The sequence below is a fragment of the Paenibacillus sp. YSY-4.3 genome (assembly GCF_054767475.1).
In genome coordinates, this window is sequence record NZ_BAABMC010000004.1 from 446,345 (window position 1) to 468,270 (window position 21,926).

Sequence of the window (21,926 nt, forward strand, 5' to 3'; positions counted from 1 at the left end):
AAATATATGTGAATTTTGGAGGAACCGTTAAGTTAACTGTAATCATCCATAGAATAGAAGCGTAATGAGTGCAGGAGCCACGCCCAGCGTAAACAAAGCGGCGAGAATCATAGAAATGCTGGATATTGTTCCGGTCAAGGAACTAAGCTCGAACGCTTTGGAGGTCCCCGTACCATGGGCGCCGGTACCGAGCAGTACGCCGCGGGCGACTTCATTTTCGATGCGGAACCATTTCAATACATACGGCCCAATAATACTGCCGAGCAGGCCGGTAATGACGGCGAAGATCGCTGTCATACTAGGGACTCCGCCGATCGCCTGGGACACGCTCATCGCGATGGGAGCCGTGATGGAGCGGGGAATAAGGCTGCTGACCAGCTCATGATCTAGGCGCATCCACTCAGCCAGCATAGCGGAGGAGATAATGGCGACGATCGAGCCTGACAGGACGCTGATGATGATGACCACCGCATGCTTCTTAAGCACGTTATAGTATTTGTACAGCGGTATGGCAAAGGCGATCGTCGCAGGCTGCAGCATATCGCTAAGCCATTTGCCGCCGGAGTTGTAAGACTCATAAGGAATATGCGCCCACATCAGGCCGATCACGAGCACAATCGGTGTCACCAGCAATGGAGACAGGTAGACGCTGGGTTTGGCTTGATATAATCGTTTGGACAACCCGTAGATCAGAAGAGTGAGGGCCAGCCAGAATAGACCGGTGATCATGATGCTTTGCCCTCCCCTCGTTTGGTAATTCTTGAGGCAATCAGCCCCGAGCTCAGCATGACGATAAACGTGCTGGAAATGACGACAACCAGAATGCGAACCCCGTCGCTCTCCAGCAGCGGAATATATTTCATAATGCCGACCGCGGAAGGAATGAAGAACAAGAGCAGTTCGGCCAGAAGCAGATTGGCCCCTCGTTCGATCCAGGACAGCTTTATAATATTCGATTTGAGCAGTGCAAAGATGACGATAATGCCCAAGATGGAGCCCGGAATAGGCAAATGGAGCAGCTCAGCCAGCCCATTCATCGCCATCGAAATGAAAAACAAAAGGATGATTTGCAGCACGCTCACGGCAAGATTTCGTAATTTATCCATGTGAAGCCGGTTCCTTTCATCATTTCGTTAAGTTAGTAATGAAAATGTTACATTAATTACTTTCATGAGTAAAATGAATATAAATAATATATACTATTCCCAAAAGTTATCGATAAGCGAAGGAGATTACATAGAGCTATGGATATTCGGCAGCTTCAATATTTAATCGAGGTCGCCCGGCTTGGCAGCTTCACGAAAGCCGCGGACGCGCTGTACGTCACGCAGCCGGCGATCAGCAAGGCGATCAAAGCGATGGAGGACGAACTTGGCGTCGTGTTATTCGATCGTCTAGGCAAAAGGGTGGAACTGACGGATGCTGGTCAGATCATTGCCGGACAGGCCCAGCAAATCGTCGCTTCATTTCACAACCTGACCTCAGAGCTGGATGATCTTCGCAATTTGAAGAAGGGTCATATTCGCATTGGGCTCCCTCCGATGGTAGGCGCAAGCTTCTTTCCGAAGGTGATCGGGCAGTTTCATAAGAAATATCCGGAGATTACGATCCAGCTCTATGAAAATGGGGCGAAGAAGGTAGAGCTTGAAGTGGCCGCTGGCACGCTGGAGGTCGGCGTGGTCGTCCTGCCGACGACCCAGGACGGATTAAGCAGCTTCCCATTCGTGGAAGAGAAGCTGAATTTAGTGGTGCATCCTTCTCATCCGCTGGCGGAGCGAAAGGAAGTTGAGCTGGCTGAGCTGGCCCAGGATGACTTCGTCTTGTTTCGGGAGGACTTCACGCTGCATGACCGGATAATTGGCGAGTGCGCGAGATTTGGCTTCCAGCCGCATGTTATTTATGAAAGTTCCCAATGGGACCTGATTAGCGAGATGGTGGCTGTGGGGCTTGGCATCACGCTTCTTCCGGAGACGATTTGCCGGGAGATCGATAATAAGCGGGTTAAGATCATTCCCCTCGTAAAACCCGTCATCCCGTGGAAGCTCGGCATCATCTGGCGCGATGACCGCTATATGTCCTTCGCTACCCGGGAGTGGATCGCATTTGCTAAATCAGAGCTGTCAAAAAGTGCTTTAAAATAGTACTCAAGAAAGGTGCTGTACGGCAAAGATATTTTGCATTTATGGGCTGGTAGAGTTGTCCGATGGTATAATAGGGGCATTATTTAATTGAACAAACTACTAATGGGGACTTGCGACAGAGGAGGAACAGGAATGGTAATTCAGGTAGGACTTATTGGCTTCGGCTTATCGGGCTCCGTATTTCACGCTCCGCTGATTGACCGGACGGAGGGAATGAAGCTCGCCGCTGTTGTATCTTCGCAGCCGGTTAAAGTGAAAGAAAGTTATCCCGAAGCTAAGGTGTACAGTGATGTTGAGACACTGCTGAACGATCCGGATATTCAGCTTGTGGTCGTATCGAGCCCGAATTTGACGCACTATGGATATGCTGCCCAGGCGCTGGAAGCGGGCAAGCATGTGGTCGTGGAGAAGCCTTTCACGAACAGTGCTGCGGAAGCAGACCGATTGATCGCGCTTGCCAGGGATAAGGGGCTGCTGCTTACGGTTTATCATAATCGGCGCTGGGATAATGATTTCCTGACTATTCGCCGCCTGCTGGATTCGGGCGTGCTGGGGAGTATTTCGTACTACGAAGCTCACTTCGACCGTTTTCGGCCAGAAGTGACCGAACGCTGGCGCGAACAGGATTTACCGGGTTCGGGTATCCTCTATGATCTCGGTCCGCATCTGATTGACCAGGCTTTGACGCTTTTCGGGAAACCGAATACCGTGTGGGCAGATTTACGCAAGGAACGCAAAGGCGGCAAGACTAATGATTATTTTCACCTTGTGCTCGGGTATTCGAACCTGCGAGTCGTCCTTCACTCCGGATCATTGGTGCGGGAACAGGGCCCGCGCTTCATCCTGCACGGGGATCGGGGCAGCTTCATCAAGCACGGGTTCGATCCGCAGGAAGCGCAGCTTCGGAAAGGATCAGGCCCTGGCGACGAGAATTGGGGAAGGGATGACGAGGCAAATTACGGCAAGCTGACCACGGATATCGGCGGACTGGCTGTCAGCGGTACGGTAGAGACGCTGCTTGGAGGCTATGAAACGTTCTACCGGAAGCTGGCTGATGCTATCAGCTCCGGGCAGCCGTTGCCCGTATTGGCCGAGGATGCCCGCGATGTGATTCGGATTATCGAGCTGGCTATGGAGAGCCATTCTAAGGGGCAGGTGCTTACCCTGGATCACCGAAGCTAAGGATTTAAAATAAGGACATATTTGAATGGCTATTCAGCCAGTCTGTATAAGAGACTGCGCGGGATAGCCTTCTTTGTTGTGGCGGGATGCATATTTTTTACTCGTACAGCTGAAAATACAATGACCTACTATGATGAAAAAAAGGAGAGAATCAAGGATGAGAATGGCGTTGTTGACGGCGATGGCGGTTTGCTGTCTTCTGGGCATCTTACCGGTCGGGACGGCAGCTTCGGCCTGGGCCGCGGCAGACGGGCCTTATCATTTCGGCTTTAAGCGGAGTGTGGGCGGTCAGCTTCCCTCCATCGATGAGGAGGGATTCAAGCCGATCGTTGATAAGCATGGCGCAATTTTTCTGGGCGATACCTCGCGCAAGGATTTATTCCTGACGTTCGATAACGGCTATGAGAATGGTTATACGACACCGATTCTGGATACGCTTAAAGCGAAGAAAGTGCCGGCGATGTTTTTTGTAACCGGGCATTTCGTAAAAGATCAGCCTGCGCTCGTGAAACGGATGACTGCCGAAGGACATATTGTCGGGAACCACTCATGGAGCCATCCGGACATGACGACCATCTCCGATGCACAGATCAAGGAAGAGCTTGAACGGGTGAACAAGGAAATCGTAGTTTTGACAGGGCAGAGCGATATGGGATATCTCCGTCCTCCGCGGGGTATCTTTAATGAACGGACGCTGCGGGTGACAAAGGAGCTTGGCTACACCAACGTATTTTGGTCAGCAGCCTACAAGGACTGGGATACGAAGGATCAGAAGGGAAGCAGCTATGCATACAATAAAGTGGTGGGACAGCTGCATCCAGGAGCTGTTATATTGCTGCACTCGGTATCGAAGGACAACATGGAGGCGCTGGGTGCCATTATCGACGAAGCAAGGCGGCAAGGCTATGAATTCAGAGCGATCCCTGAGTTGGAGGGAATTAAGCTGCCGTTTTAGGACAGAACAGAAGTATACAGTTTAAGGCCTCGCCTGTGGCGGGGTTTTTTTTGAGTATTTATAAAATTTTAAGCTTTCAAGTGGAAGCAGCCCGGGGATGGCAGCCTGGAGATTACGTTACTCGATAGGCGTTTTTTGATTTGATGGCGAGGAAAGGCGAACATCGGGGGGGGGCAGACCGCGCGCAGGGAGCGAGGGTGAACGGGCAGGGCATTGCAATATACCGTTAAGGTTGTCCCCTCGTCGAGTCGACATCGTAAGCATGTTGAATAGAGATAGGGATATCCCCCCTGGGCTCTACGGATATCTAACCTAAACGGCAAAGCTGCCGTTTTTTTGTATTTTTGGCTTCTAATTTTGTCTGCGAAACTTATTTAAGCAAATTCTGTAGTGAAGGGGCCAGGTGCTCGCCGTGCGGACGAACCCACCATGCACTTCGGAGGAGGTTGGTATCATCTGGCTGTTAGCCCGAGGGAGTCTAACGAATCTCATCAACGTTATTTGTGCATATCTGCCTCTTATTTTAACTCTAACGAATCTCAGCCACTCTATTTGCCGTTTATCTTCTGTTTAGAGCAGTAAAGAATGAAATAACGTTCTCCGGATTCGTTACATTTTGACAAGGGCTATTTTTAAACAAATAGCGCTTGTGAGATTCGTTAGCTTTTCTTGGTCTCAGTCGCACGTCCCGGTCTTACGTCTGCTCTTACGCCTCAGTTGTACATCTGGCTCTCCGCCCCATTCTTCCGCCCCGCCCCTCGAACCACGATCTGATGTCCCGACCCCGCCCCGTTCTTGCACCTAAGCCTTACGTCTGGCCTTCCACCCCAGCCTTCCGCCTCAGCCGCACGTCTCGTTCTTCCGCCCCGCCCGATACCCCGGCTCTTCACCCCGGCTGCACATCTCGACTCTCTGCCTTCCGCCTCATTCTCGTGTCCCGGGAAGCTTGTAGGCTCGGTATCGAGCTGGATACTTTGCTGCTTCCCGGATATTTGACTTTGAAAAATGGCGGAAATATAATTAGGTGTACTAATAAATAGGGATGCTAATTATTAAATAGTATAAACAAATTTACAGGGGGTGATCGCGTGATTATGGGCGACGATCCGGTAGCCCAACGACTTATTGAGGCTGTTCACCGATTCCGCCGTGCCGATTGGCACAAGATGGCGATAGGCGGATGGAGCAATAGCGAGATCAAAATGCTGTTCTGCATCCAGCATGGGTGCACTCAGGATGAGAGAGGCTCATCCGTCTCTTCACTAAGCTCCTTGATGGAGGTTACCTCGCCGACCATTACCCAGCTCATCAAGAATCTAGAGCGCGGGGGGTTAGTCATCAGGTATAACGACCAGGAGGACCGGCGCGTTGTCAGAGTGAAGCTGACGGAGGAGGGAAAGGCTGTAACGAAGCAGGCCAAGGAGAGTGTTGCCCGCAGATTCAAGGAGCTGTATGAGTATTTGGGCAAAGACAAGACGGAGCAGCTGGCCTCGCTGCTTGAACAGGTCTATGAGCATTTGGAGGCCGGTTTGAAAGAGAAGCGCGATATATATAGGGAAAGTGGAGATGATGGACGATGACTAAGCTTTTTCGGTTTTTGAAGCCGTTCCGGCTGCCGATTCTCGCCGTGCTCGTGCTGGTGTTTTTTCAATCGCTGTCTGAGCTGTACCTGCCGACGCTGATGGCGGATATCGTGGATATTGGCGTAGTCAACGGAGATACACCATATATATGGAAGGTTGGCTCCTTTATGCTGCTGGTAGCGCTTGGAGGAATGCTCTGCTCCATCGTGGCCAGTTATTTTGCTTCCCGGGCGGCGACAGGATTCGGAAAGCTGTTGCGGGCCAAGGTATTTAATCATGTCGAGAATTTCTCCCTGGAGGAATTCGACAAGCTCGGGACGGCTTCATTGATTACACGTACAACGAATGACATTACGCAAGTTCAGCAGGTACTGATCATGATTTTGCGAATGATGGTGATGGCCCCGATGCTCTGCATTGGCGGCATCATTATGGCTGTCTCCAAGGATGCGACGCTGTCGCTCATTTTTGTGGTGGTTCTCCCCGTGCTGGCGCTGGCTATTTTCCTAATTGCCAGAAAGGGAATTCCGCTGTTCAAGGCGATCCAGAAGAAGATCGATAAATTGAATCTCGTCATGCGGGAGAACCTGACCGGCATTCGTGTCATCCGTTCCTTTAATCGCGTCCAGCATGAGAAAATGCGGTTTGACCAAGCGAACTATGACTTGACGGATACCTCGATTAAAGTGAACAAAATTATGGCTTTCATGATGCCGGTCATGATGCTGGTGATGAATCTGTCATCTGTAGCGATCATTTGGTTCGGCGGGCTTCGTATTAACGCGGAAATGATGCAGGTCGGGGATCTGATGGCCTTCCTGCAGTATGCGATGCAAATTATGTTCTCGCTCGTCATGGTATCGATGATGTTCGTCATGATTCCGCGCGCGTCGGCTTCGGCCGTTCGGATCAATGAGGTGTTGGATATGGCTCCGGTCATCAAGGATACGGATGCTCCAGCTCCCGCGAACGGGCAAAGAGGCCATGTCGAGTTTCAGAACGTGTCCTTCAGCTATCCTGGCGCCGAGAAGCCGGCGATTCAGAACATCAGCTTCGCGGCCCGTCCTGGCGAGGTGACGGCGATCATCGGTGGCACAGGCTCCGGCAAATCCACGCTAATCAATCTCGTTCCGAGATTTTATGACGTGGAGGAAGGACGCGTGCTTGTGAACGGCACCGATGTCAGGGACATGTCCCAGCACGAGCTGCGTTCAAAAATCGGCTTCGTTCCGCAGAAAGCCGTTCTGTTTACAGGCACGATCAGCGACAATATCCGGTACGGCAAAGAGGATGCCAGCGACGAGGAAGTGCGGCATGCAGCGGAGATTGCCCAGGCTGCCGACTTCATCTCCAAAATGGAGCAAGGGTATAATTCCCCAATCGCGCAAGGCGGTACTAACGTCTCCGGCGGACAGAAGCAGCGTCTCTCCATTGCCCGGGCATTGGTGCGCCAAGCGGAAATATATATTTTCGACGACAGCTTCTCGGCACTTGATTTCAAGACGGATTCCAAGCTGCGCGCCGCGCTGAAGCAGGAAACTCAGGAATCTACTGTAATTATCGTTGCCCAGCGGGTAAGTACCGTACTGGATGCGGATCAGATCATCGTAATGGACGAGAGCCGAATCGCGGGGATCGGCAAGCATCAGGAATTGATGGAGACATGCAATGTGTACCGGGAAATCGTCTTGTCCCAGCTTTCAGAGGAGGAGATCGCATGAGCCAGAGCCAAAATCAAAGCGCAAAAAGACCTGGCGGTTTCGGCGGACCCGGCGGAGGCCGGGGACATGGCGGCCCGCCCGGAATGGGGATGCCGGCCGAGAAGGCGAAGGATTTCAAAGGCACGCTTAGACGCCTCATGACTTATATGCGTCCGTTCCGGGTGCAAATTGGGTCCGTGGTTCTCATGGCGGTCCTCAGTACGGTGTTCGCCATTCTTAGCCCGAGGGTCATGGGGGATGCGACGACCATACTGTTCGAAGGAATCATGGGGAAAATGAAGGGGATTCCAGGGGCCGCCATCGACTTCGATGCCATAGGGAGAATTATTCTTACTTTGCTTGGATTGTACTTATTGAGTGCTTTATTCAGTTACTTCCAGCAGTATTTAATGGCGGATGTCTCGCAGAAGACGGTCTACAATTTACGGAAGCAAGTGAACGACAAGCTGTCGCGTCTGCCGCTTAAATATTATGACGCAAGAACGCATGGCGAAATTTTGAGCCGGGTGACGAACGATATGGACAATATCAGCTCCACCCTGCAGCAGAGCATGACACAGCTGATATCGTCGATTTTGACTATTATCGGGGTTATAGTGATGATGCTCTCGATCAGCCCGTTAATGACGCTGATCGCGGTATTGACGATACCGCTGAGCATCGTGGCGATTACTTCAATCGCCAAACGTTCCCAGCGCGAGTTTGTCCGTCAGCAGAAGGAGCTTGGAATGCTGAACGGTCATGTAGAGGAAATGTACACCGGCCACAAAGTGGTAAAAGTATTCGGCCGCGAGCAGAAATCGCTCCAGCAATTCGATGAGATCAACGAGCGGCTGTATGAGGCGGGCTGGAAGGCGCAATTCATTTCCGGCGTGATTATGCCGATCATGAGCTTTATTGGCAATATCGGTTATGTGCTTGTTGCCGTGGTAGGCGGCATTCTGGTCTTGAAGGGAAAGATCAAGATCGGTGACATTCAGGCATTCATCCAGTATACAAGACAGTTGACCCAGCCGATCTCACAAACAGCTAACATTGCCAACATCATTCAATCCACTGTCGCTTCCTCAGAGCGTGTATTCGAGGTGCTGGACGAAGTTGAGGAAGTTCCAGATCCGATTCACTCTGTTCAAATTGACGAACCGAAGGGAGAGGTCTCCTTCAATCACGTCCGTTTCGGTTATCAGGATCAAACGGTGCTCATCGAGGATATGAATATTCATGCCTCAAAAGGACAGACGATCGCTATCGTCGGCCCTACAGGCGCCGGGAAAACGACGCTGATTAATCTGCTGATGCGTTTCTATGAATTGAACGGCGGCTCGATAACGGTCGATGGGGTCGATATTACGGAGATGAGCCGGGGGAACCTGCGTAGTCTATTCGGCATGGTGCTTCAGGATACCTGGCTGTTCAACGGTACGATTCGCGACAATATCGCCTATGGGCGAGAAGGAGCGACGGAGGAGGAGATTATCCAGGCGGCGAAGACGGCGCATGCCGACCACTTCATCCGCACGTTGCCGGACGGGTATGATACGATTCTGAACGAAGAGGCCTCCAACATCTCGCAAGGTCAAAAACAGCTCTTGACGATCGCACGGGCCGTTCTCGCCGATCCGGCGATACTTATCCTGGATGAAGCGACGAGCAGCGTGGATACACGGACGGAGATTTATATCCAGAAAGCGATGAATGAGCTTATGAAGGGGCGCACGAGCTTTGTCATTGCGCACCGTTTGTCGACGATCAAGGATGCGGACTTGATTCTGGTGATGAATCACGGATCGGTCATCGAGCAGGGCAGCCACGAAGAGCTGCTGGCGCAAGGCGGATTCTACGCTGATCTGTATAACAGCCAATTTTCCAAAGGCGGCTTTGATCTCGAAGTCGGGTAAATCCGGAAAATCCGGAAAGGCAGCTTGCTCTCGATTGGAATTCATGGTAATAATAAAAGAGTAAGAAGAAACCCATTATTTTAACTATTCAGGAGGACCCTTAGACGATGGAGTAAGAACACGTTCCCATAAGACAACTTGTCAGCAGGCAAGCGGCGCTCTCGAGGTATCGGGAGCCGGTCAGGGATACGTGTGTCGACTTAGGGTCTTCTTTTTTTGTACTCAAAAAGACAGATACGATCATGTGGAAAACTGAGCCCGTGCCCCTATGGGGTATTTAAGCTTTATTTCCGCTTACGGTCGTACCCCTATTTCACCGTATCCGACCGTGTGCCGCTGGCCACGGTTATTTGCGCTTTAAATTCGCGAAACGGGGGATGATGTGAAATGACGATGGTTTTAACGGTTAAGGGCTTGAAGAAGGAATGGAACGGGGAGGCTTTGTTTACTGACGTCTCGTTTGAAGTGGGCAGCGGAGAGCGGGTGGCACTGTTCGGCCGCAACGGCTCCGGGAAGACGACTTTGCTGCAGAGCCTGCTGGGCAAGATCAGCTTCGAGGAGGGGCGTATTCACAGGGTACTGCCGCTCGAAGAGTGGGGCTGGATGGACCAGCAAGTTGACCTCGATTCACCATTAACGCTGCTGGAATACGTGCAGTCCAGATCCGGAGAAATTTATGAGGTGAAGAAAGAGTTGGAGCAATTGCAGGGCGAAATGGGATCGGGTCAGGCCTCGGAGGCAAGCGTGGAGCGATACGGCTTGATTTATGAGCGGTATATGCAGCTCGGCGGCTATGATTGGGAGGTCAAAGCGGAGAAGCGCCTGGGGCAAATGAACTTAACGCCGGAGCTGTGGAATTTGCCGTTTGACCGGTTGAGCGGCGGGCAAAAGACGAGAGCACAGCTCGCTGCCCTGATGGTTCGCGAGCCGAAGTTCATCCTGCTGGATGAGCCGACGAACCATCTCGATACCCAGTCGCTGAACGACCTGGAAGAGTGGGTGAGAACCTATGAAGGGACGATCCTGTACGTATCGCATGACCGGACATTCATGGACCGGACGGCTACGTCCGTTCTGGAACTGCAGCCAGACGGATGCCGGCGCTATGCCGGTGGCTACAGCGATTACCGGCAGCAGAAGGAAATCGAGCGGCGCACCCAAATGACGATGTACAAGAAGCAGGAGCAGGCAAAGCAGGCTCTAGAGCAATCGATCCGTCGCTACCAGGAATGGTTTCATCAGGCTCACCGGGCCGCCCGCGCGGATAATTTGGATGTAGCCATCACTGCGAGCTTCTACAAGGCGAAGGCGAAGAAGAATATTTCGCGGTATCATGCGAAGCAGAAGGAGCTGGAGCGTCTGGAGCGGGATCGGGTAGAGAAGCCCCGTGAGGCGAAAAAGCTCCGCATGAACTTGCAGGAGGGTGCGTTTGCGGCGTCGACCTTGCTGCGCATGAACGACGTTGGTTTCGGCTACGATGAGAGCCTGCTGTTCCGCCACTTCAATCTGCAGGTGGAACGCGGGGAGCGGGTCGGCGTGCTGGGGCCTAACGGAACAGGCAAATCTACGCTGCTGAAGCTGATAACGGGCCAGCTCGCCCCGTCTTCAGGAGCGGTTGCTCTGCATCCGCAGGCTCAGGTTGGCTATTTTGCGCAGGAGCTGCATAACCTGGATGAAGGCATGAGCATTCTGGACAGCCTGCTGGTGCTGCCGGATATGACCGAATCGCATGCAAGAACGATTCTGGGCTGCTTTTTATTTTCGAGGGATGAGGTATATAAGAAAATAGAAGATCTGAGCATGGGCGAGAAATGCCGGGTAGCGTTTCTAAAGCTGTTTTTTGGACAGTCCAATCTCCTGATTCTCGATGAACCAACGAACTATTTGGACATCGACACGAGGGAAGTCGTTGAGGAAGCACTGTGTGCATATCCGGGAGCGCTTATGATCGTAACGCATGACAGATATTTGGCTCGCAAGGTATGCAACAGGCTGCTGATGCTGGATGAGAGGAAGGAGCCGGAATGGTTCCCGGGCACGGTGGAGGAATATGAATCTAAGGATCGGATCAACCGGCGGGATTCCGCCGGGCAGTGGGCCGAGAATGAACGGGAGCGCCTAGAGCTGGAGCTGGCTGTCCTGATGGCGCGTGAGGCGTCGGACTCTCCCGAAGAGCGGGAGGAACTGATGAGGGCAATTGCCGATATCCGCGAGCAGATAAAAGCACTTGCCACTTTAGAATAGATGAAGAAAAAGACGCCATTTGGCGTCTTTTTTTGCTTGCGGATATGTAGTTATTTTGCCAGCAAGTATACGCCGAACAGGATGACGGCAACACCTGCCAGCTTGGTAGCCGAGATGGATTCGCCAAACAGGTAGTAAGCAGGAATAAGTGCAAGAACATAGGCGAAGGCTTGCATCGGATAAGCTACACTTAGCGGCAAGCGGGTCAGGACGGCAAACCACAAAATTGTGGCAAGCCCGTAAAGTGCAATGCCGCCGAGAATCATCGGGGACAGGAGCAGCTTGTTCCATACGAGCCCGCCTGACCGCGTCAGCCCGGTTTTGAAGAGTACCTGCCCCGTGACTAGCAGCAGAATGTTTCCGAAGAGCATCACATAGCTAATTGTTTTTTCCATAAAGAGCCTCCCGGGCTTTAAGGATCGCCACTTCTTGAGTCAGACGGAGCACCTGGCTCGTCAGCTTGGTAATGACGATCGTAAGATGAAGTATGAGCGAAAAGCAGAACAGAAGGCCGAAAAGGAAAAGAACGGCCGGAGCGTATTTTACGCCAAGCTGGCCCGCAATCCACTCCATCAAGGATACATTGAATGAAACGATGAGCAGCACGATGCTGAACAATATCCATAGCAGGGAATATTGTTCTCTCAGCCTTTGTCTTCGCACGAGTTCCAAAACGATGACGAGAAAAACAATCGCTATCGACACGGATAGAATGTTGATGAACATCTATTTGATCACCGCCGTTCTATTATATCGCATTGCGCTCATAATGACAGAGAGAGTCACTTTGATCATATAGTAGACAGACCTTGCGGGAGTGATGGAAGATCGTCCTGCTTGTCTCCGCTGCATTTCCGTAGATACCTCCGTAATTTTGCAGCCATGGCGCTTGAGGTAGACGAGGGATTCCACCTCCGGGTAATCGATCGGATAATAGCTGGCATACAAGTCGATGACTTTGCGCCCGGCTGCGCGGAAGCCGCTGGTCGTATCCGTGAACCGCTGCCTCGTAATGAGCGTGACCAGTTTGGAGAAAAAGATGATGCCGATGCGGCGCATATGCGGCGAGCGGTATGACGTGGATTTCACGTATCTGGAGCCGATCACGAGATCGTATCTGGACGCCTGCTCGATCAATTTAGGCAGCTCCTTCGCCGGGTGCTGGCCGTCGGCATCCATCTGCACCGCCACATCATAGCCCTGCATCCTGGCATATATATATCCCGTCTGCATGCCGCCGCCAATCCCTACGTTGTAAGGCATCGTCAAGACGCTGGCTCCGCTGGCCTTGGCGATTTCTTCCGTCCGGTCCGTGGAGCCGTCGTTGACGACGACAATATCTGCTTCCGGCACATGCCGGCGGATATCCGCGATCACGGCGGCTATGCTGCCTTCCTCATTATATGCCGGGATGATGATGAGAGTCTTCATGGCGTCACCGTCCTCCTTTTTCTTAAGCCATTGTGATAAAGCTTGCTGAAGTACCCGAGAAGCTGTTCTACGAAATATGACCCGAATAGTATTAACAGAATCATGTTCGGATAGCCGTAACGGTTAAAGGCGACGAACGGGATATAAATGACGGTGAAATAACCGAGGGCCAGAACGAGCGGGAGCAGCTTGTCCCAGCGATGCTTAAGCAGAGCCCAGCAAATGCCGAGCATGTTGACGACCATCAGGATGATTTGAATGACATTCATGACCGGTCTCGTGACAGGCCAAATCGGGCGGGAGTAGAAAGGATGAAAATACAGCTCAACCCATCGACCCAGCGTAAACCAGTAGAGGTATTTCAAAGGCTCATGCTGAAACCCGTATTTGATAATGTCTTTTCCCTTTTGAATGGCCAGGCGGTCAGCGCCCTGAAACAAGGTCTTCGGATCGTATTGCGGGTACGCCTCGAAGAACCCCGCCGGCGGCAGCTGGCTATTGATTCGGGTCCCGAGCAGGAATGGGCTGCCTCCGGAGTTGGTGAATAAAATAAATTCATGGAACGTCAGCCAGTTCCGGATCCACCAGGGAGTGAGCAGGAAGAAATACACCCCGGCCATGAGCAGAGTATATTTCAGCATTAGGCGCCACGGAAGCCTATGCCTCCACCAGAGTACAAGGAACACGGCAGGGTAGAGGGAGGCATGGGGCTTGAAATAAGCGGCAGCTGCGGTCAGCGCTCCGAGCAGGAGGTAATAGCGTGCCGTATTTTTTTCCAGGGCGATAATCGTGATGCATACCAGGAGCAGAATGATCGTTCTGAAGGTCGTTTCGGATAAAATGACGCCGGAGGAGAAATAATCCGGCAAATAAAGCGCGCTGATCGTACAGGCAACGAGGGCAGCGCGCGTGTTGAAGATGCGCTTGCCCAGCCAGAAGATCAAATAGATCGACAGCACTTGCAGGACGCATTGATACAGACGGTAAGCGATGACCCCGCCGTCCTCTTGACCGAACAGGGCCATGAGTCCCGCTAGAATAAGCGGAAGTCCGGGCATGATGAAGGCCGACGGCTTGTCTCCCGTATTATAGGCAAGCACGCCTTCATTTAGCAGAAGGCGTGAGGTCTGAATATATTTGACGTCATCATTGTTAGGCTTTAGTGGGTCACCAAGAAAAAAATAATCATTATAGGCCAAAACCACGACACAGGAAACAATGCCGACGAAGGCCATTAAGCCGACTAAATACAGCCTAGCCCCGCGGCTCACTTCTCCAATTCCGAACAAAAGCTTCAACTCCACTCTAGAAATTATTCAAATATATATATAAACAAGTTGCGGCGTTTTAAATAAGCAACGTTCATATATTATCTATTATGGGAGAATATCCCATAATTATAAAGCATCCTAGAGTGAAATATTCATTTTTTATTTGGAGAGAAGCTCGCTAGGCGTTTGGCCGGAGTCTACATGTCCCATATTGATTGCTTCCCACAAATAGAGGGAGGCGACAGAACCGTATGGACTCCATAAGCCCATGACCTGCTGCAGATACTTGCGGTCCACCCGCTCCTCCAGGCCATAGAGCCACTTGGCGGCCCGCTGCAGTCCGGCATCTCCCACGGATACGACGTCCTCGCGGCCGAGGCCGAAGATGAGGTACATCTCGGCCGTCCACTTGCCGATGCCTTTAATTGAAGTCAGCGCCTGGATGACTGCGTCGTCGCTCATTTCGTGCAGGCGCTCTAACACAATTTCGCCCGCCAGCACTTTGCCGGACAGGTCGCGGAGATATGCAACCTTGGAGGCGGATAGTCCCGCGCGCCGCAAGGCCTCATCATTTACCGCCGATAAAGCGTCAGGGGAAAGCTCACCAGCCAATTCCAGCACTCTGCCCCGGATCGTTGCCGCAGCCTTGACGGAAATTTGCTGGCTGATGATCGAGCGGGCAAGGGCAGCGAAGTGCGGGCCTTGCGGCGCTGTCTTGATCTCGCCGATCAGCGTGATCAAGGCTCCCATGCGGGCATCGGCCCCAGACAAGGCAGCAAGGCGAGGATCATCTATCCGAAGATGGAAAGAAATCGGGTTCATCGGCATTCACTCCTCTAAAAGAGAGATATATTTATCAATGACCGGGTCGAGATTCCGCTGAACTTCAGCACGCTCCTCTAGCAGAACGGACAGCCTCTCTGCGTCGCTCCCGATGCCCGGATCAAGTATAGCTTCATCGATCTGTGCAATCCTCTGCTCCATGGAGGATATCTCCTGTTCCATTTTGCGAAGCGTGGCGGGGTTAGCAGCTGATGAGGCTGCTTTGCCGTGCTCTTGCCCTGTGGTCTGTCCTGCTTTGTTTCGCACTTTTCCGTTAGAGGCAGCTTCCGAAGCCGGCAATTTGGGGCAAGCGGAATCCCTCGCCGAGTTGAATCCGTATGCCTGCGTGGTCTGTCCAGTTGCCGCCGGCTGGCGCTTCTTCAGCTCATCCTGATAGTCTTCATAGCTGCCTTCGGTGATGAACATCTTGCCCCCGGCAAGCTCCCATATTTGGTCTGCGATCTTATTGATGAAATAGCGGTCATGGGAGATGACGAGCACGGAGCCGGCATATTCCTCGAGTGCGTCTTCCAGGGCTTCCCGGGAATCGATGTCCAGATGATTGGTCGGTTCATCCAGGAGCAGCAAATTCGGTTTTCGGTACATCAGCATAGCTAGTCTAAGCCTCGTCCACTCACCGCCTGACAGACTGTGAACCTTCTTGAAAACGTCACTTCCGTAAAAGAGGAAGCGCGCAAGCTGATTACGGGCTTCTCCAGTTTCCATGCCGAGCTCATTTCGGAAATACTCCAGTACCGTGCAGGGTTCGTCTTTGGGCGCTGATTCTTGCGCAAGATAGCCGGTTTCCACCCGGGAGCCGAGCTGAATCTCTCCCTCTTGAATGGGTTCTATGCCTAGAATGCACTTCATGAGCGTAGTTTTTCCAGTGCCGTTTCCGCCGATTAAGGCAGCGTTGTCTCCGTAGCGAAGCGTATGATTTATTCCGCGGTACAGCGTGCGTTCTCCTATGCTTTTACCTGCTTCCCGCAGGATGATGACATCATTGCCGGAACGGTCGGACTGCGACAGCTGCAGATCGATACGCTTTCGTTCGAGCAGGGGCTTTTTCAGCTTGACCATGCGGTCCAGCGCCTTTTGCATGGAGGCTGCTCTGCGGTGGAATCCCGCGTTCGGCGGGTTGGAACGGTTTCCCCATTCGATCAGCTGCTTGATGGCCTCCTGCATTTTCTTGATTTTCTTCTGCTGTTCCTGATAGTTGGCAAATTGTTGAAGCAGCCTGCGTTCCTTCTCTTTTTTGTACTCGCTGTAGCTGCAGGGGTAAGTAAATGCTTCGCCGTCCTCGATTTCGATGATTTTATCGGCCACCCTGTCAAGAAAGTAGCGGTCATGGGAGATCACAATAACGGTACCTTTAAAAGCACGCAGAAATTCTTCTAGCCAATGGACGGCAGTAATATCCAAATGATTGGTCGGCTCGTCAAGTAGAAGAACATCCGGATGCTGCAGCAAAATGACGGCTAGACCGATCTTCGTCTTCTCTCCGCCAGATAATGAGCTGAAGGGTCGCTTGAAGGAGCTGGCAGGGATACCGAGCCCTTGAGCCACCCGCTCGATGGACGCCTCTATTTCAAAGCCGCCGTTTTGCTCAAAGGTCTCCTGCAGGCTTCCATACTGCTGGAGCAGGCAATCCATGTTAGAGGTGTTCATGCCTGCCGAGGATAATACAGACATTTCCGCTTCCAGCTGCCGCATTTGCGCATTGATCACGAGCAAAGGCTCAAAGGCGGATTGCAGCACATCGTATACTGTCATCCGGTTGGCATAGTCAGGAATCTGGGCGAGAACGCCAAACGTAGTGTCCTTGCGGATGGCGATAGAGCCATGATCGGGCGTTTCGCTGCCGGATAAGAGGCGCATCAGCGTCGTCTTGCCGGTTCCATTGCGGCCGATCAAGCCTACGTTCTCACTGGATTTGATTTCAAAGGTAACATCGCTGAGCACCAGCTCGGCACCGTAATATTTTTGGACATTTTTACATTGGATAATCATTCTATATAATCTCCTTCGGCTCATGCCGCTTCTAGCGAAGCAAAGCTACCCTGGAGACGCAAAAAGGCTGCAGAAATTCTGCAGCCTTCTTCACGTAACGATCCGTTAGGTTAAGGTAGGAGCGGCATTTCGCAAGTGTAATATGGATATCGAATAGCTAAAAATGGACAGACTTCTCCCGTTGTCAGCTACACCATGAACGGTGCCAAATAATGCCAAAGGCAATTGGCTAATTCGACTCCATGCGTACTTGCGATCCACTCTACCCACCTCCTTCTAATACTAATATTTAAATTGTATCCGTTTTGGCATTTATTTTCAAGTCTTTTGCTGGCATAAAAAGGGATTGACGAAAGCGGAGATGGAGCGTAATATATTCAATTAATCCGAGTTGAATTATATGAATTAAATAAATGGATAGATAGGGGTCTGATTGAGATGAAGAAACTTAGCTTAACCGTCCTAACCTTGGTATTAACGACACTGCTGGCAGCTGCCTGCGGCGGGGGAACAAATAATGGCTCTGGCAATACGGCAAACAACTCTTCGGCCAAAGGCAATGTTGGCGCAGAAACGCAGGCAGAATCGGCTTCGGGGGAGAAGAACCTGCTGGAAACGATCAAGGCAAGCGGCAAAATCCGGATCGGGACAGAAGGGACATACGCGCCGTTCACGTATCATGATAAAGATGGCAAGCTGACAGGTTTTGACGTAGAGTTGGCTCAGGAGGTCGCCAAGCGTCTTGGTGTGGAAGCGGAATTCATCGAGACGCCGTGGGATGGCATCTTCGCCGGACTGGATGCGAAGCGGTTCGATACCGTGTTTAATCAGGTCACGATTCGCGAAGACCGCAAAGAGAAGTACGACTTCTCAGATCCCTATATTGTATCCCGTGCCGTTCTGATCGTCCGCGAGGATAATAACGACATTACGACATTTGCCGATCTTAAGGGGAAAAAAGCCGGGCAGTCGCTAACGAGCAATCTGACGGATATTGCCAGGGATAACGGGGCGGAGATTGTCGGAACCGAAGGCTTTAACCAGGCGATCGACCTGCTGCTCTCGAAGCGGATTGATGCGACGGTGAATGACGGATTGTCTTACTTGGATTTGAAAAAACAAAAGTCGGATGTGCCGCTGAAAGTCGTCGATGAGCTGCCGGAGGCTGCGGAGAGCGCAGCGCTGTTTAACAAAGGGAATGATGAGCTTGCAGCCGCCGTTAACGAAGCGCTCGCAGCGATCAAGGAAGATGGCACGTACCTGGAGATTTCCAACAAATATTTCGGCGCAGACGTATCTAAATAAACCGAAGCTAAAACATGTTGGTTCAGCTGGTCTGCCCGCAAAGGATGTCTTGATATGAACGACAGACTTGTACAAATATTTATCGATTCTTTGCTGCCCCTGCTTAAAGCGGGGGTTGCTTTTACGATTCCGCTTACGCTGATTTCCTTTGGCCTTGGCATGCTCCTGGCGATATTGACAGCCCTCGCAAGATTGTCCAAGTGGATGCCGATCCGGCAAGCCGCGAAGTTTTACGTATGGGTTATCCGGGGCACTCCGCTGCTCGTGCAGCTGTTTATTATTTTCTACGGCTTGCCTAGTGTCGGCATTACGCTGCAGCCTTTTCCCGCGGCGGTTATCGGCTTCACGTTAAGCGTCGGTGCGTATGGCTCGGAAATCGTTCGTGCAGCAATATTGTCGATCGAGGAAGGGCAATGGGAGGCGGCCTATTCTTTAGGCATGAGCCGAATCCAGGCGCTATATTACGTCATACTGCCTCAGGCGGCCCGCGTATCGGTTCCGCCGCTGGGCAACTCCTTCATCAGTCTAGTGAAGGATACCTCGCTGGCCTTTACGGTCACCTATGCGGAGATGTTCCGTAAGGCGCAGGAAATCACATCCGCGACCTATGAGCCGCTCCTCGTGTATAGTGAGGCCGCTCTAATCTATTTGCTGTTCAGCACGGTTCTTTCAGCATTGCAGACCCATATGGAGAAGCGTCTCGACCGTTCTTATGCCAAATAAACATGTAAAAATAAGTGGTTGCTCTGTTATTTATTTCTGAAATCCGTTGCATTATAATGAGGAAGGCAAAAACGTACTGGTTAAAGATAACCGGATTACGAGGTGTCAATCTACATGAAATAAGGGGAGTCTACTTGGAAAGAACAGCACAACATATCATGGATCAGCTGTTGATGCAGTCCGGCAGCACGGTTTCCCTTGACGTTCGTTCTCGGTTCCCCGGGGGCCGGAACGTAGGCGGCAAATACAGTATCGTCAACCATAAGGTCACGATGTATTTGGAGGAAATCAAGAAGCAGTGCCTAAGTCTCTTTGGTTCGCTGGATGTTTTTCCGCAGGTGTTAAGTATCGTATTCGCCCATGAGTTGGGACATGCGGAGGATGCCAGCCTGAAGGAGCTGTCGGATCTTCTGGATGCCAGCGACAACGAGTTGGAGCGGAAGAGGATCGCTCTCCGGATTGAAGAGAACGCCTGGGACTATGCCAAGACGTTGATACCTGAGGAAGATCAAAGCATTATGCAGACGGTCATTTATTACTCGCTGAAGTCATACCGCGATGCCATTGCAGGCGAAATCGCCTAGCGAATCGCAGTTCAGCATGTTATATGTCATAATAGCCCCCGGCTTTCAAAGCCGAGGGCTATTTTTATTGGATAGTATATAATAGGTCAGTTTATTTGATCGTAATGTTTCCTGAAGTGGAGCGCACCTTGATGAGGTCGTCGGTTACGCCCGGTGAATCCGGCGCTTCGATTCGGCCCGAAGTGGCCCTCAGGTCGTATATGCCTTGAAATTCAGAATCGGCAGAAAGAGTTACGTTTCCAGAATGGATGGATACATCCAGCGAGTCTGAACGCTGCTCCTTAATCGTAATGTTGCCGGAGGTGGACTTAAAGGTTCCGTTACCCGTCCATTCGCTGATTTTAATATTGCCTGAAGTGATCGTAGCCTGAATATCGCCATTCAAATCTTGAGCTGAGAAATCACCAGAGGTCATTTTGGAAGTTAAAGATCCTCTTAAATTGTTGACCTTCACATTGCCAGAGGTTAATTTAAGCTCGGTGTCGGCCGTAATCTCATCCAGCGATATTAAGCCGGAGAAGTTCTGGATCTGCAAGCGGTCGGCGGTTAAATTCTGACCTGACAGATTGCCTGATGTCGTTTCCAGCGATATTTCTTTGGCGCGTAAAGCCTTGAAATTCCCGTTGTTGGCCAGCAGATCGACGGCAATTCGATTTAATGACTGCTCCGGATCGGCCAGGGCCACCGTCACATGCTGGGTTGAAGATTGAAAGTTGAGGCTGAGGAAACGAATGACGTGCTCCTCCTGAAAATGAAGGGCGAGGGCATGATCGGCGATTTTCGTCTCCGTCAGCTTTTCGATTGATTTCTGGGGCAAATTCCCGCTAGCTTCTACGTAGTTCGTTCCATCTGGGCTGTGGATAAATTCGAAATCGACATTGTAGGCGCTGTTGATGGAGAGCGACTGCAGTTCGTTATCCCCAAACGTCCATTTCTGCGTATAGGCAGGCTGTTCATCCCCGAGGCTGAAGCCTTGGTAAATCATCCCGCTGATGCCCAGGATGATGCAAAGGGTTGCGATTAAGGTCCATCCTTTTTTATTCATTGATTTTAACTCCTTTGGCGACTCGGACGTTCCATGCCCAATAAGACGCGCTTAGTTTAATGATGCCGGAATAGGCATGCCGCGTGCTGATGGCGAGAAAGATGCCGATGCCGACCAAGGTGAGGGCGGCAAAAGCCTTTGCCGGCAGGAGAGCCCCGTTGACGGCATATTCGAGCAGCAGGGCAGCAGGGCTCATAATGCCGCCAACGGCCCCTAATGCAAGAGCCAGGCCAGATGCCCATAAAGCAACCAGTAAAGGCATCATGACTAGGTTGAGGAAGAACAATCCGGCATAAATTGCTGGAGCAGCTTTCCGGTGGCGGTTGCCGCGATTTCCGGGAGGAACTTCGTCCGTCTGCTCCTGTGGCGATTCCCCAAACCAGTATAAGTGGTGCTGTGGAGCTGGGCGGTTGCCCAGGGCTTCCTGGGCCAATTCAGCCGGCTCGCCCAGTTCACGGACGATTTCTTCCTCGGTCTTTCCATTCTGAAGGCCGAAAGCAAAATGAGCTTCGTAATCCTCCATCAATTCATTGCGCTCTTCCGGCGGGAGCACCGATAAATGGATGCTGAGCAGCGACATGAATTCACTTTTGTTCATAGATGGTTCCCTCTCTCGATTAAATTGGATACGTTGCTGACGAATCGTTTCCATTCAATCACCAGCTTCTTCATGTGTATTTCCCCTTGAGGGGTCAGTTTATAATATTTACGGGGAGGCCCTTCGTTCGATTCCTGTAAATACGTTGTGCAGTGGCCTTCGTTCACGAGCCTGCGCAGCAGGGGATACAGAGCGCCTTCCGCCACTTCGATATGCTCTGAGACGGATTGGGCCAGCTCATATCCATAGCGATCCTTTTCGTGGATGAGTACGAGCACGCAAATCTCCAAGGCGCCTTTTTTGAACTGGATACTAATATCCAAGTGGCATCGCCTCTTTTTCCCATATATTTTGCAGTGTTTATTAGCTGTCTCCTACATGATATCATCCAGTACTGAATAAAGCAACATAGT

General features: G+C 51.6%; 22 protein-coding genes. 10 read left to right on the forward strand and 12 right to left on the reverse strand.

The annotated features are described in order from the left end of the window. Window positions 1-42 precede the first annotated feature (42 nt). Together ACYUJT_RS16375 and ACYUJT_RS16380 are read right to left on the reverse strand one after the other, a co-directional pair. Window positions 43-726, reverse strand: a complete 684-nt coding sequence (locus ACYUJT_RS16375; protein WP_460324205.1) for a CidB/LrgB family autolysis modulator — start codon at window positions 724-726, stop codon at window positions 43-45. Beyond that, window positions 726-1,106 (reverse strand): CidA/LrgA family protein, encoded by a 381-nt coding sequence (locus tag ACYUJT_RS16380; protein WP_460324077.1) that lies wholly within the window; start codon window positions 1,104-1,106, stop codon window positions 726-728. Before ACYUJT_RS16380 ends, ACYUJT_RS16375 begins: the two co-directional genes overlap by 1 nt. A gap of 138 nt (window positions 1,107-1,244) precedes the next feature. Between ACYUJT_RS16380 and cidR the strand changes: the two genes are divergently transcribed. The 3 genes from cidR (at window position 1,245) to pdaA (ending at window position 4,278) form a co-directional block, all read left to right on the forward strand. Continuing rightward, window positions 1,245-2,141 carry a cidABC operon transcriptional activator CidR gene (gene cidR, locus ACYUJT_RS16385; protein WP_460324079.1) on the forward strand — a complete coding sequence of 299 codons (897 nt, stop codon included), beginning with the start codon at window positions 1,245-1,247 and terminating at the stop codon, window positions 2,139-2,141. Between the two features lie 132 nt (window positions 2,142-2,273). Then, complete coding sequence (locus ACYUJT_RS16390; RefSeq protein WP_460324081.1) at window positions 2,274-3,323, forward strand: oxidoreductase; 1,050 nt, start codon at window positions 2,274-2,276, stop codon at window positions 3,321-3,323. Between the two features lie 157 nt (window positions 3,324-3,480). Beyond that, window positions 3,481-4,278 carry a delta-lactam-biosynthetic de-N-acetylase gene (gene pdaA, locus ACYUJT_RS16395; protein WP_460324083.1) on the forward strand — a complete coding sequence of 266 codons (798 nt, stop codon included), beginning with the start codon at window positions 3,481-3,483 and terminating at the stop codon, window positions 4,276-4,278. A gap of 713 nt (window positions 4,279-4,991) precedes the next feature. Here the strand turns inward: pdaA and ACYUJT_RS16400 are convergent. Then, complete coding sequence (locus tag ACYUJT_RS16400; protein WP_460324085.1) at window positions 4,992-5,168, reverse strand: hypothetical protein; 177 nt, start codon at window positions 5,166-5,168, stop codon at window positions 4,992-4,994. Window positions 5,169-5,372: 204 nt separating this feature from the next. On the opposite strand from ACYUJT_RS16400, the gene ACYUJT_RS16405 reads away from it, so the two are divergent. The 4 genes from ACYUJT_RS16405 (at window position 5,373) to abc-f (ACYUJT_RS16420) (ending at window position 11,724) form a co-directional block, all read left to right on the forward strand. Continuing rightward, a complete protein-coding gene (locus ACYUJT_RS16405; RefSeq protein WP_460324207.1) occupies window positions 5,373-5,858 on the forward strand; it encodes a MarR family winged helix-turn-helix transcriptional regulator in 486 nt (161 codons plus the stop codon). Continuing rightward, window positions 5,855-7,582: an ABC transporter ATP-binding protein gene (locus ACYUJT_RS16410; protein WP_460324087.1), complete on the forward strand. Its 1,728-nt coding sequence runs from the start codon at window positions 5,855-5,857 to the stop codon at window positions 7,580-7,582. The genes ACYUJT_RS16405 and ACYUJT_RS16410 overlap by 4 nt, the downstream gene beginning before the upstream one ends. After that, the gene (locus ACYUJT_RS16415; RefSeq protein ID WP_460324089.1) at window positions 7,579-9,480 is read left to right on the forward strand and encodes an ABC transporter ATP-binding protein; all 1,902 of its coding nucleotides are present in this window, start codon (window positions 7,579-7,581) and stop codon (window positions 9,478-9,480) included. Before ACYUJT_RS16410 ends, ACYUJT_RS16415 begins: the two co-directional genes overlap by 4 nt. A 387-nt stretch (window positions 9,481-9,867) precedes the next feature. Further along, complete coding sequence (gene abc-f / locus ACYUJT_RS16420; protein ID WP_460324091.1) at window positions 9,868-11,724, forward strand: ribosomal protection-like ABC-F family protein; 1,857 nt, start codon at window positions 9,868-9,870, stop codon at window positions 11,722-11,724. A gap of 50 nt (window positions 11,725-11,774) precedes the next feature. Here abc-f (ACYUJT_RS16420) and ACYUJT_RS16425 read toward each other — a convergent pair whose 3' ends face one another. The 6 genes from ACYUJT_RS16425 to abc-f (ACYUJT_RS16450) form a co-directional block, all read right to left on the reverse strand. After that, window positions 11,775-12,119, reverse strand: a complete 345-nt coding sequence (locus tag ACYUJT_RS16425) for an EamA family transporter (RefSeq protein WP_460324093.1) — start codon at window positions 12,117-12,119, stop codon at window positions 11,775-11,777. Beyond that, complete coding sequence (locus tag ACYUJT_RS16430) at window positions 12,103-12,450, reverse strand: DUF2304 domain-containing protein (protein ID WP_460324095.1); 348 nt, start codon at window positions 12,448-12,450, stop codon at window positions 12,103-12,105. The genes ACYUJT_RS16425 and ACYUJT_RS16430 overlap by 17 nt, the downstream gene beginning before the upstream one ends. Next, window positions 12,451-13,155, reverse strand: coding sequence for a glycosyltransferase family 2 protein (locus ACYUJT_RS16435; protein ID WP_460324097.1), 705 nt, complete (start codon window positions 13,153-13,155; stop codon window positions 12,451-12,453). Then, on the reverse strand, window positions 13,152-14,459 hold the full coding sequence (locus ACYUJT_RS16440; protein ID WP_460324099.1) for a glycosyltransferase family 39 protein: 1,308 nt from the start codon (window positions 14,457-14,459) through the stop codon (window positions 13,152-13,154). The genes ACYUJT_RS16435 and ACYUJT_RS16440 overlap by 4 nt, the downstream gene beginning before the upstream one ends. Window positions 14,460-14,585: 126 nt before the next feature. Beyond that, window positions 14,586-15,248 (reverse strand): DNA-3-methyladenine glycosylase family protein, encoded by a 663-nt coding sequence (locus ACYUJT_RS16445; protein WP_460324101.1) that lies wholly within the window; start codon window positions 15,246-15,248, stop codon window positions 14,586-14,588. A 6-nt stretch (window positions 15,249-15,254) separates the two neighbouring features. Then, a complete protein-coding gene (gene abc-f / locus ACYUJT_RS16450; RefSeq protein WP_460324103.1) occupies window positions 15,255-17,258 on the reverse strand; it encodes a ribosomal protection-like ABC-F family protein in 2,004 nt (667 codons plus the stop codon). Between the two features lie 438 nt (window positions 17,259-17,696). On the opposite strand from abc-f (ACYUJT_RS16450), the gene ACYUJT_RS16455 reads away from it, so the two are divergent. The 3 genes from ACYUJT_RS16455 to ACYUJT_RS16465 all read left to right on the forward strand — a co-directional run bounded on the left by ACYUJT_RS16455 (window position 17,697) and on the right by ACYUJT_RS16465 (window position 19,870). Beyond that, window positions 17,697-18,563: an amino acid ABC transporter substrate-binding protein gene (locus tag ACYUJT_RS16455; protein ID WP_460324105.1), complete on the forward strand. Its 867-nt coding sequence runs from the start codon at window positions 17,697-17,699 to the stop codon at window positions 18,561-18,563. Between the two features lie 54 nt (window positions 18,564-18,617). Continuing rightward, window positions 18,618-19,286, forward strand: a complete 669-nt coding sequence (locus tag ACYUJT_RS16460; RefSeq protein ID WP_460324107.1) for an amino acid ABC transporter permease — start codon at window positions 18,618-18,620, stop codon at window positions 19,284-19,286. A gap of 158 nt (window positions 19,287-19,444) precedes the next feature. Beyond that, a complete protein-coding gene (locus ACYUJT_RS16465) occupies window positions 19,445-19,870 on the forward strand; it encodes a hypothetical protein (RefSeq protein ID WP_460324109.1) in 426 nt (141 codons plus the stop codon). Between the two features lie 91 nt (window positions 19,871-19,961). Here the strand turns inward: ACYUJT_RS16465 and ACYUJT_RS16470 are convergent, their stop codons facing one another. Genes ACYUJT_RS16470 through ACYUJT_RS16480 form a run of 3 tightly spaced genes read right to left on the reverse strand, consistent with a single transcriptional unit; the run spans window position 19,962 to window position 21,836 of the window. Further along, window positions 19,962-20,915, reverse strand: coding sequence for a DUF4097 family beta strand repeat-containing protein (locus tag ACYUJT_RS16470; RefSeq protein ID WP_460324111.1), 954 nt, complete (start codon window positions 20,913-20,915; stop codon window positions 19,962-19,964). Further along, a complete protein-coding gene (locus ACYUJT_RS16475) occupies window positions 20,908-21,513 on the reverse strand; it encodes a DUF1700 domain-containing protein (protein ID WP_460324113.1) in 606 nt (201 codons plus the stop codon). The genes ACYUJT_RS16470 and ACYUJT_RS16475 overlap by 8 nt, the downstream gene beginning before the upstream one ends. Beyond that, complete coding sequence (locus ACYUJT_RS16480) at window positions 21,510-21,836, reverse strand: PadR family transcriptional regulator (RefSeq protein WP_460324115.1); 327 nt, start codon at window positions 21,834-21,836, stop codon at window positions 21,510-21,512. Before ACYUJT_RS16480 ends, ACYUJT_RS16475 begins: the two co-directional genes overlap by 4 nt. Window positions 21,837-21,926 lie beyond the last annotated feature (90 nt).

Excerpts from the sequence above, each read along its gene's own strand:
- ACYUJT_RS16380 (WP_460324077.1), bottom strand. The coding sequence starts at position 1,106 with ATGGATAAATTACGAAATCTTGCCGTGAGCGTGCTGCAAATCATCCTT.
- ACYUJT_RS16390 (WP_460324081.1), top strand. The coding sequence starts at position 2,274 with ATGGTAATTCAGGTAGGACTTATTGGCTTCGGCTTATCGGGCTCCGTA.
- ACYUJT_RS16435 (WP_460324097.1), bottom strand. The coding sequence starts at position 13,155 with ATGAAGACTCTCATCATCATCCCGGCATATAATGAGGAAGGCAGCATA.
- ACYUJT_RS16455 (WP_460324105.1), top strand. The coding sequence starts at position 17,697 with ATGAAGAAACTTAGCTTAACCGTCCTAACCTTGGTATTAACGACACTG.
- ACYUJT_RS16475 (WP_460324113.1), bottom strand. The coding sequence starts at position 21,513 with ATGAACAAAAGTGAATTCATGTCGCTGCTCAGCATCCATTTATCGGTG.
- ACYUJT_RS16460 (WP_460324107.1), top strand. The coding sequence starts at position 18,618 with ATGAACGACAGACTTGTACAAATATTTATCGATTCTTTGCTGCCCCTG.
- ACYUJT_RS16445 (WP_460324101.1), bottom strand. The coding sequence starts at position 15,248 with ATGAACCCGATTTCTTTCCATCTTCGGATAGATGATCCTCGCCTTGCT.
- ACYUJT_RS16465 (WP_460324109.1), top strand. The coding sequence starts at position 19,445 with ATGGATCAGCTGTTGATGCAGTCCGGCAGCACGGTTTCCCTTGACGTT.
- ACYUJT_RS16470 (WP_460324111.1), bottom strand. The coding sequence starts at position 20,915 with ATGAATAAAAAAGGATGGACCTTAATCGCAACCCTTTGCATCATCCTG.
- abc-f (WP_460324091.1), top strand. The coding sequence starts at position 9,868 with ATGACGATGGTTTTAACGGTTAAGGGCTTGAAGAAGGAATGGAACGGG.
- cidR (WP_460324079.1), top strand. The coding sequence starts at position 1,245 with ATGGATATTCGGCAGCTTCAATATTTAATCGAGGTCGCCCGGCTTGGC.
- ACYUJT_RS16405 (WP_460324207.1), top strand. The coding sequence starts at position 5,373 with ATGGGCGACGATCCGGTAGCCCAACGACTTATTGAGGCTGTTCACCGA.
- ACYUJT_RS16425 (WP_460324093.1), bottom strand. The coding sequence starts at position 12,119 with ATGGAAAAAACAATTAGCTATGTGATGCTCTTCGGAAACATTCTGCTG.
- ACYUJT_RS16410 (WP_460324087.1), top strand. The coding sequence starts at position 5,855 with ATGACTAAGCTTTTTCGGTTTTTGAAGCCGTTCCGGCTGCCGATTCTC.
- ACYUJT_RS16430 (WP_460324095.1), bottom strand. The coding sequence starts at position 12,450 with ATGTTCATCAACATTCTATCCGTGTCGATAGCGATTGTTTTTCTCGTC.
- pdaA (WP_460324083.1), top strand. The coding sequence starts at position 3,481 with ATGAGAATGGCGTTGTTGACGGCGATGGCGGTTTGCTGTCTTCTGGGC.
- ACYUJT_RS16415 (WP_460324089.1), top strand. The coding sequence starts at position 7,579 with ATGAGCCAGAGCCAAAATCAAAGCGCAAAAAGACCTGGCGGTTTCGGC.
- abc-f (WP_460324103.1), bottom strand. The coding sequence starts at position 17,258 with ATGATTATCCAATGTAAAAATGTCCAAAAATATTACGGTGCCGAGCTG.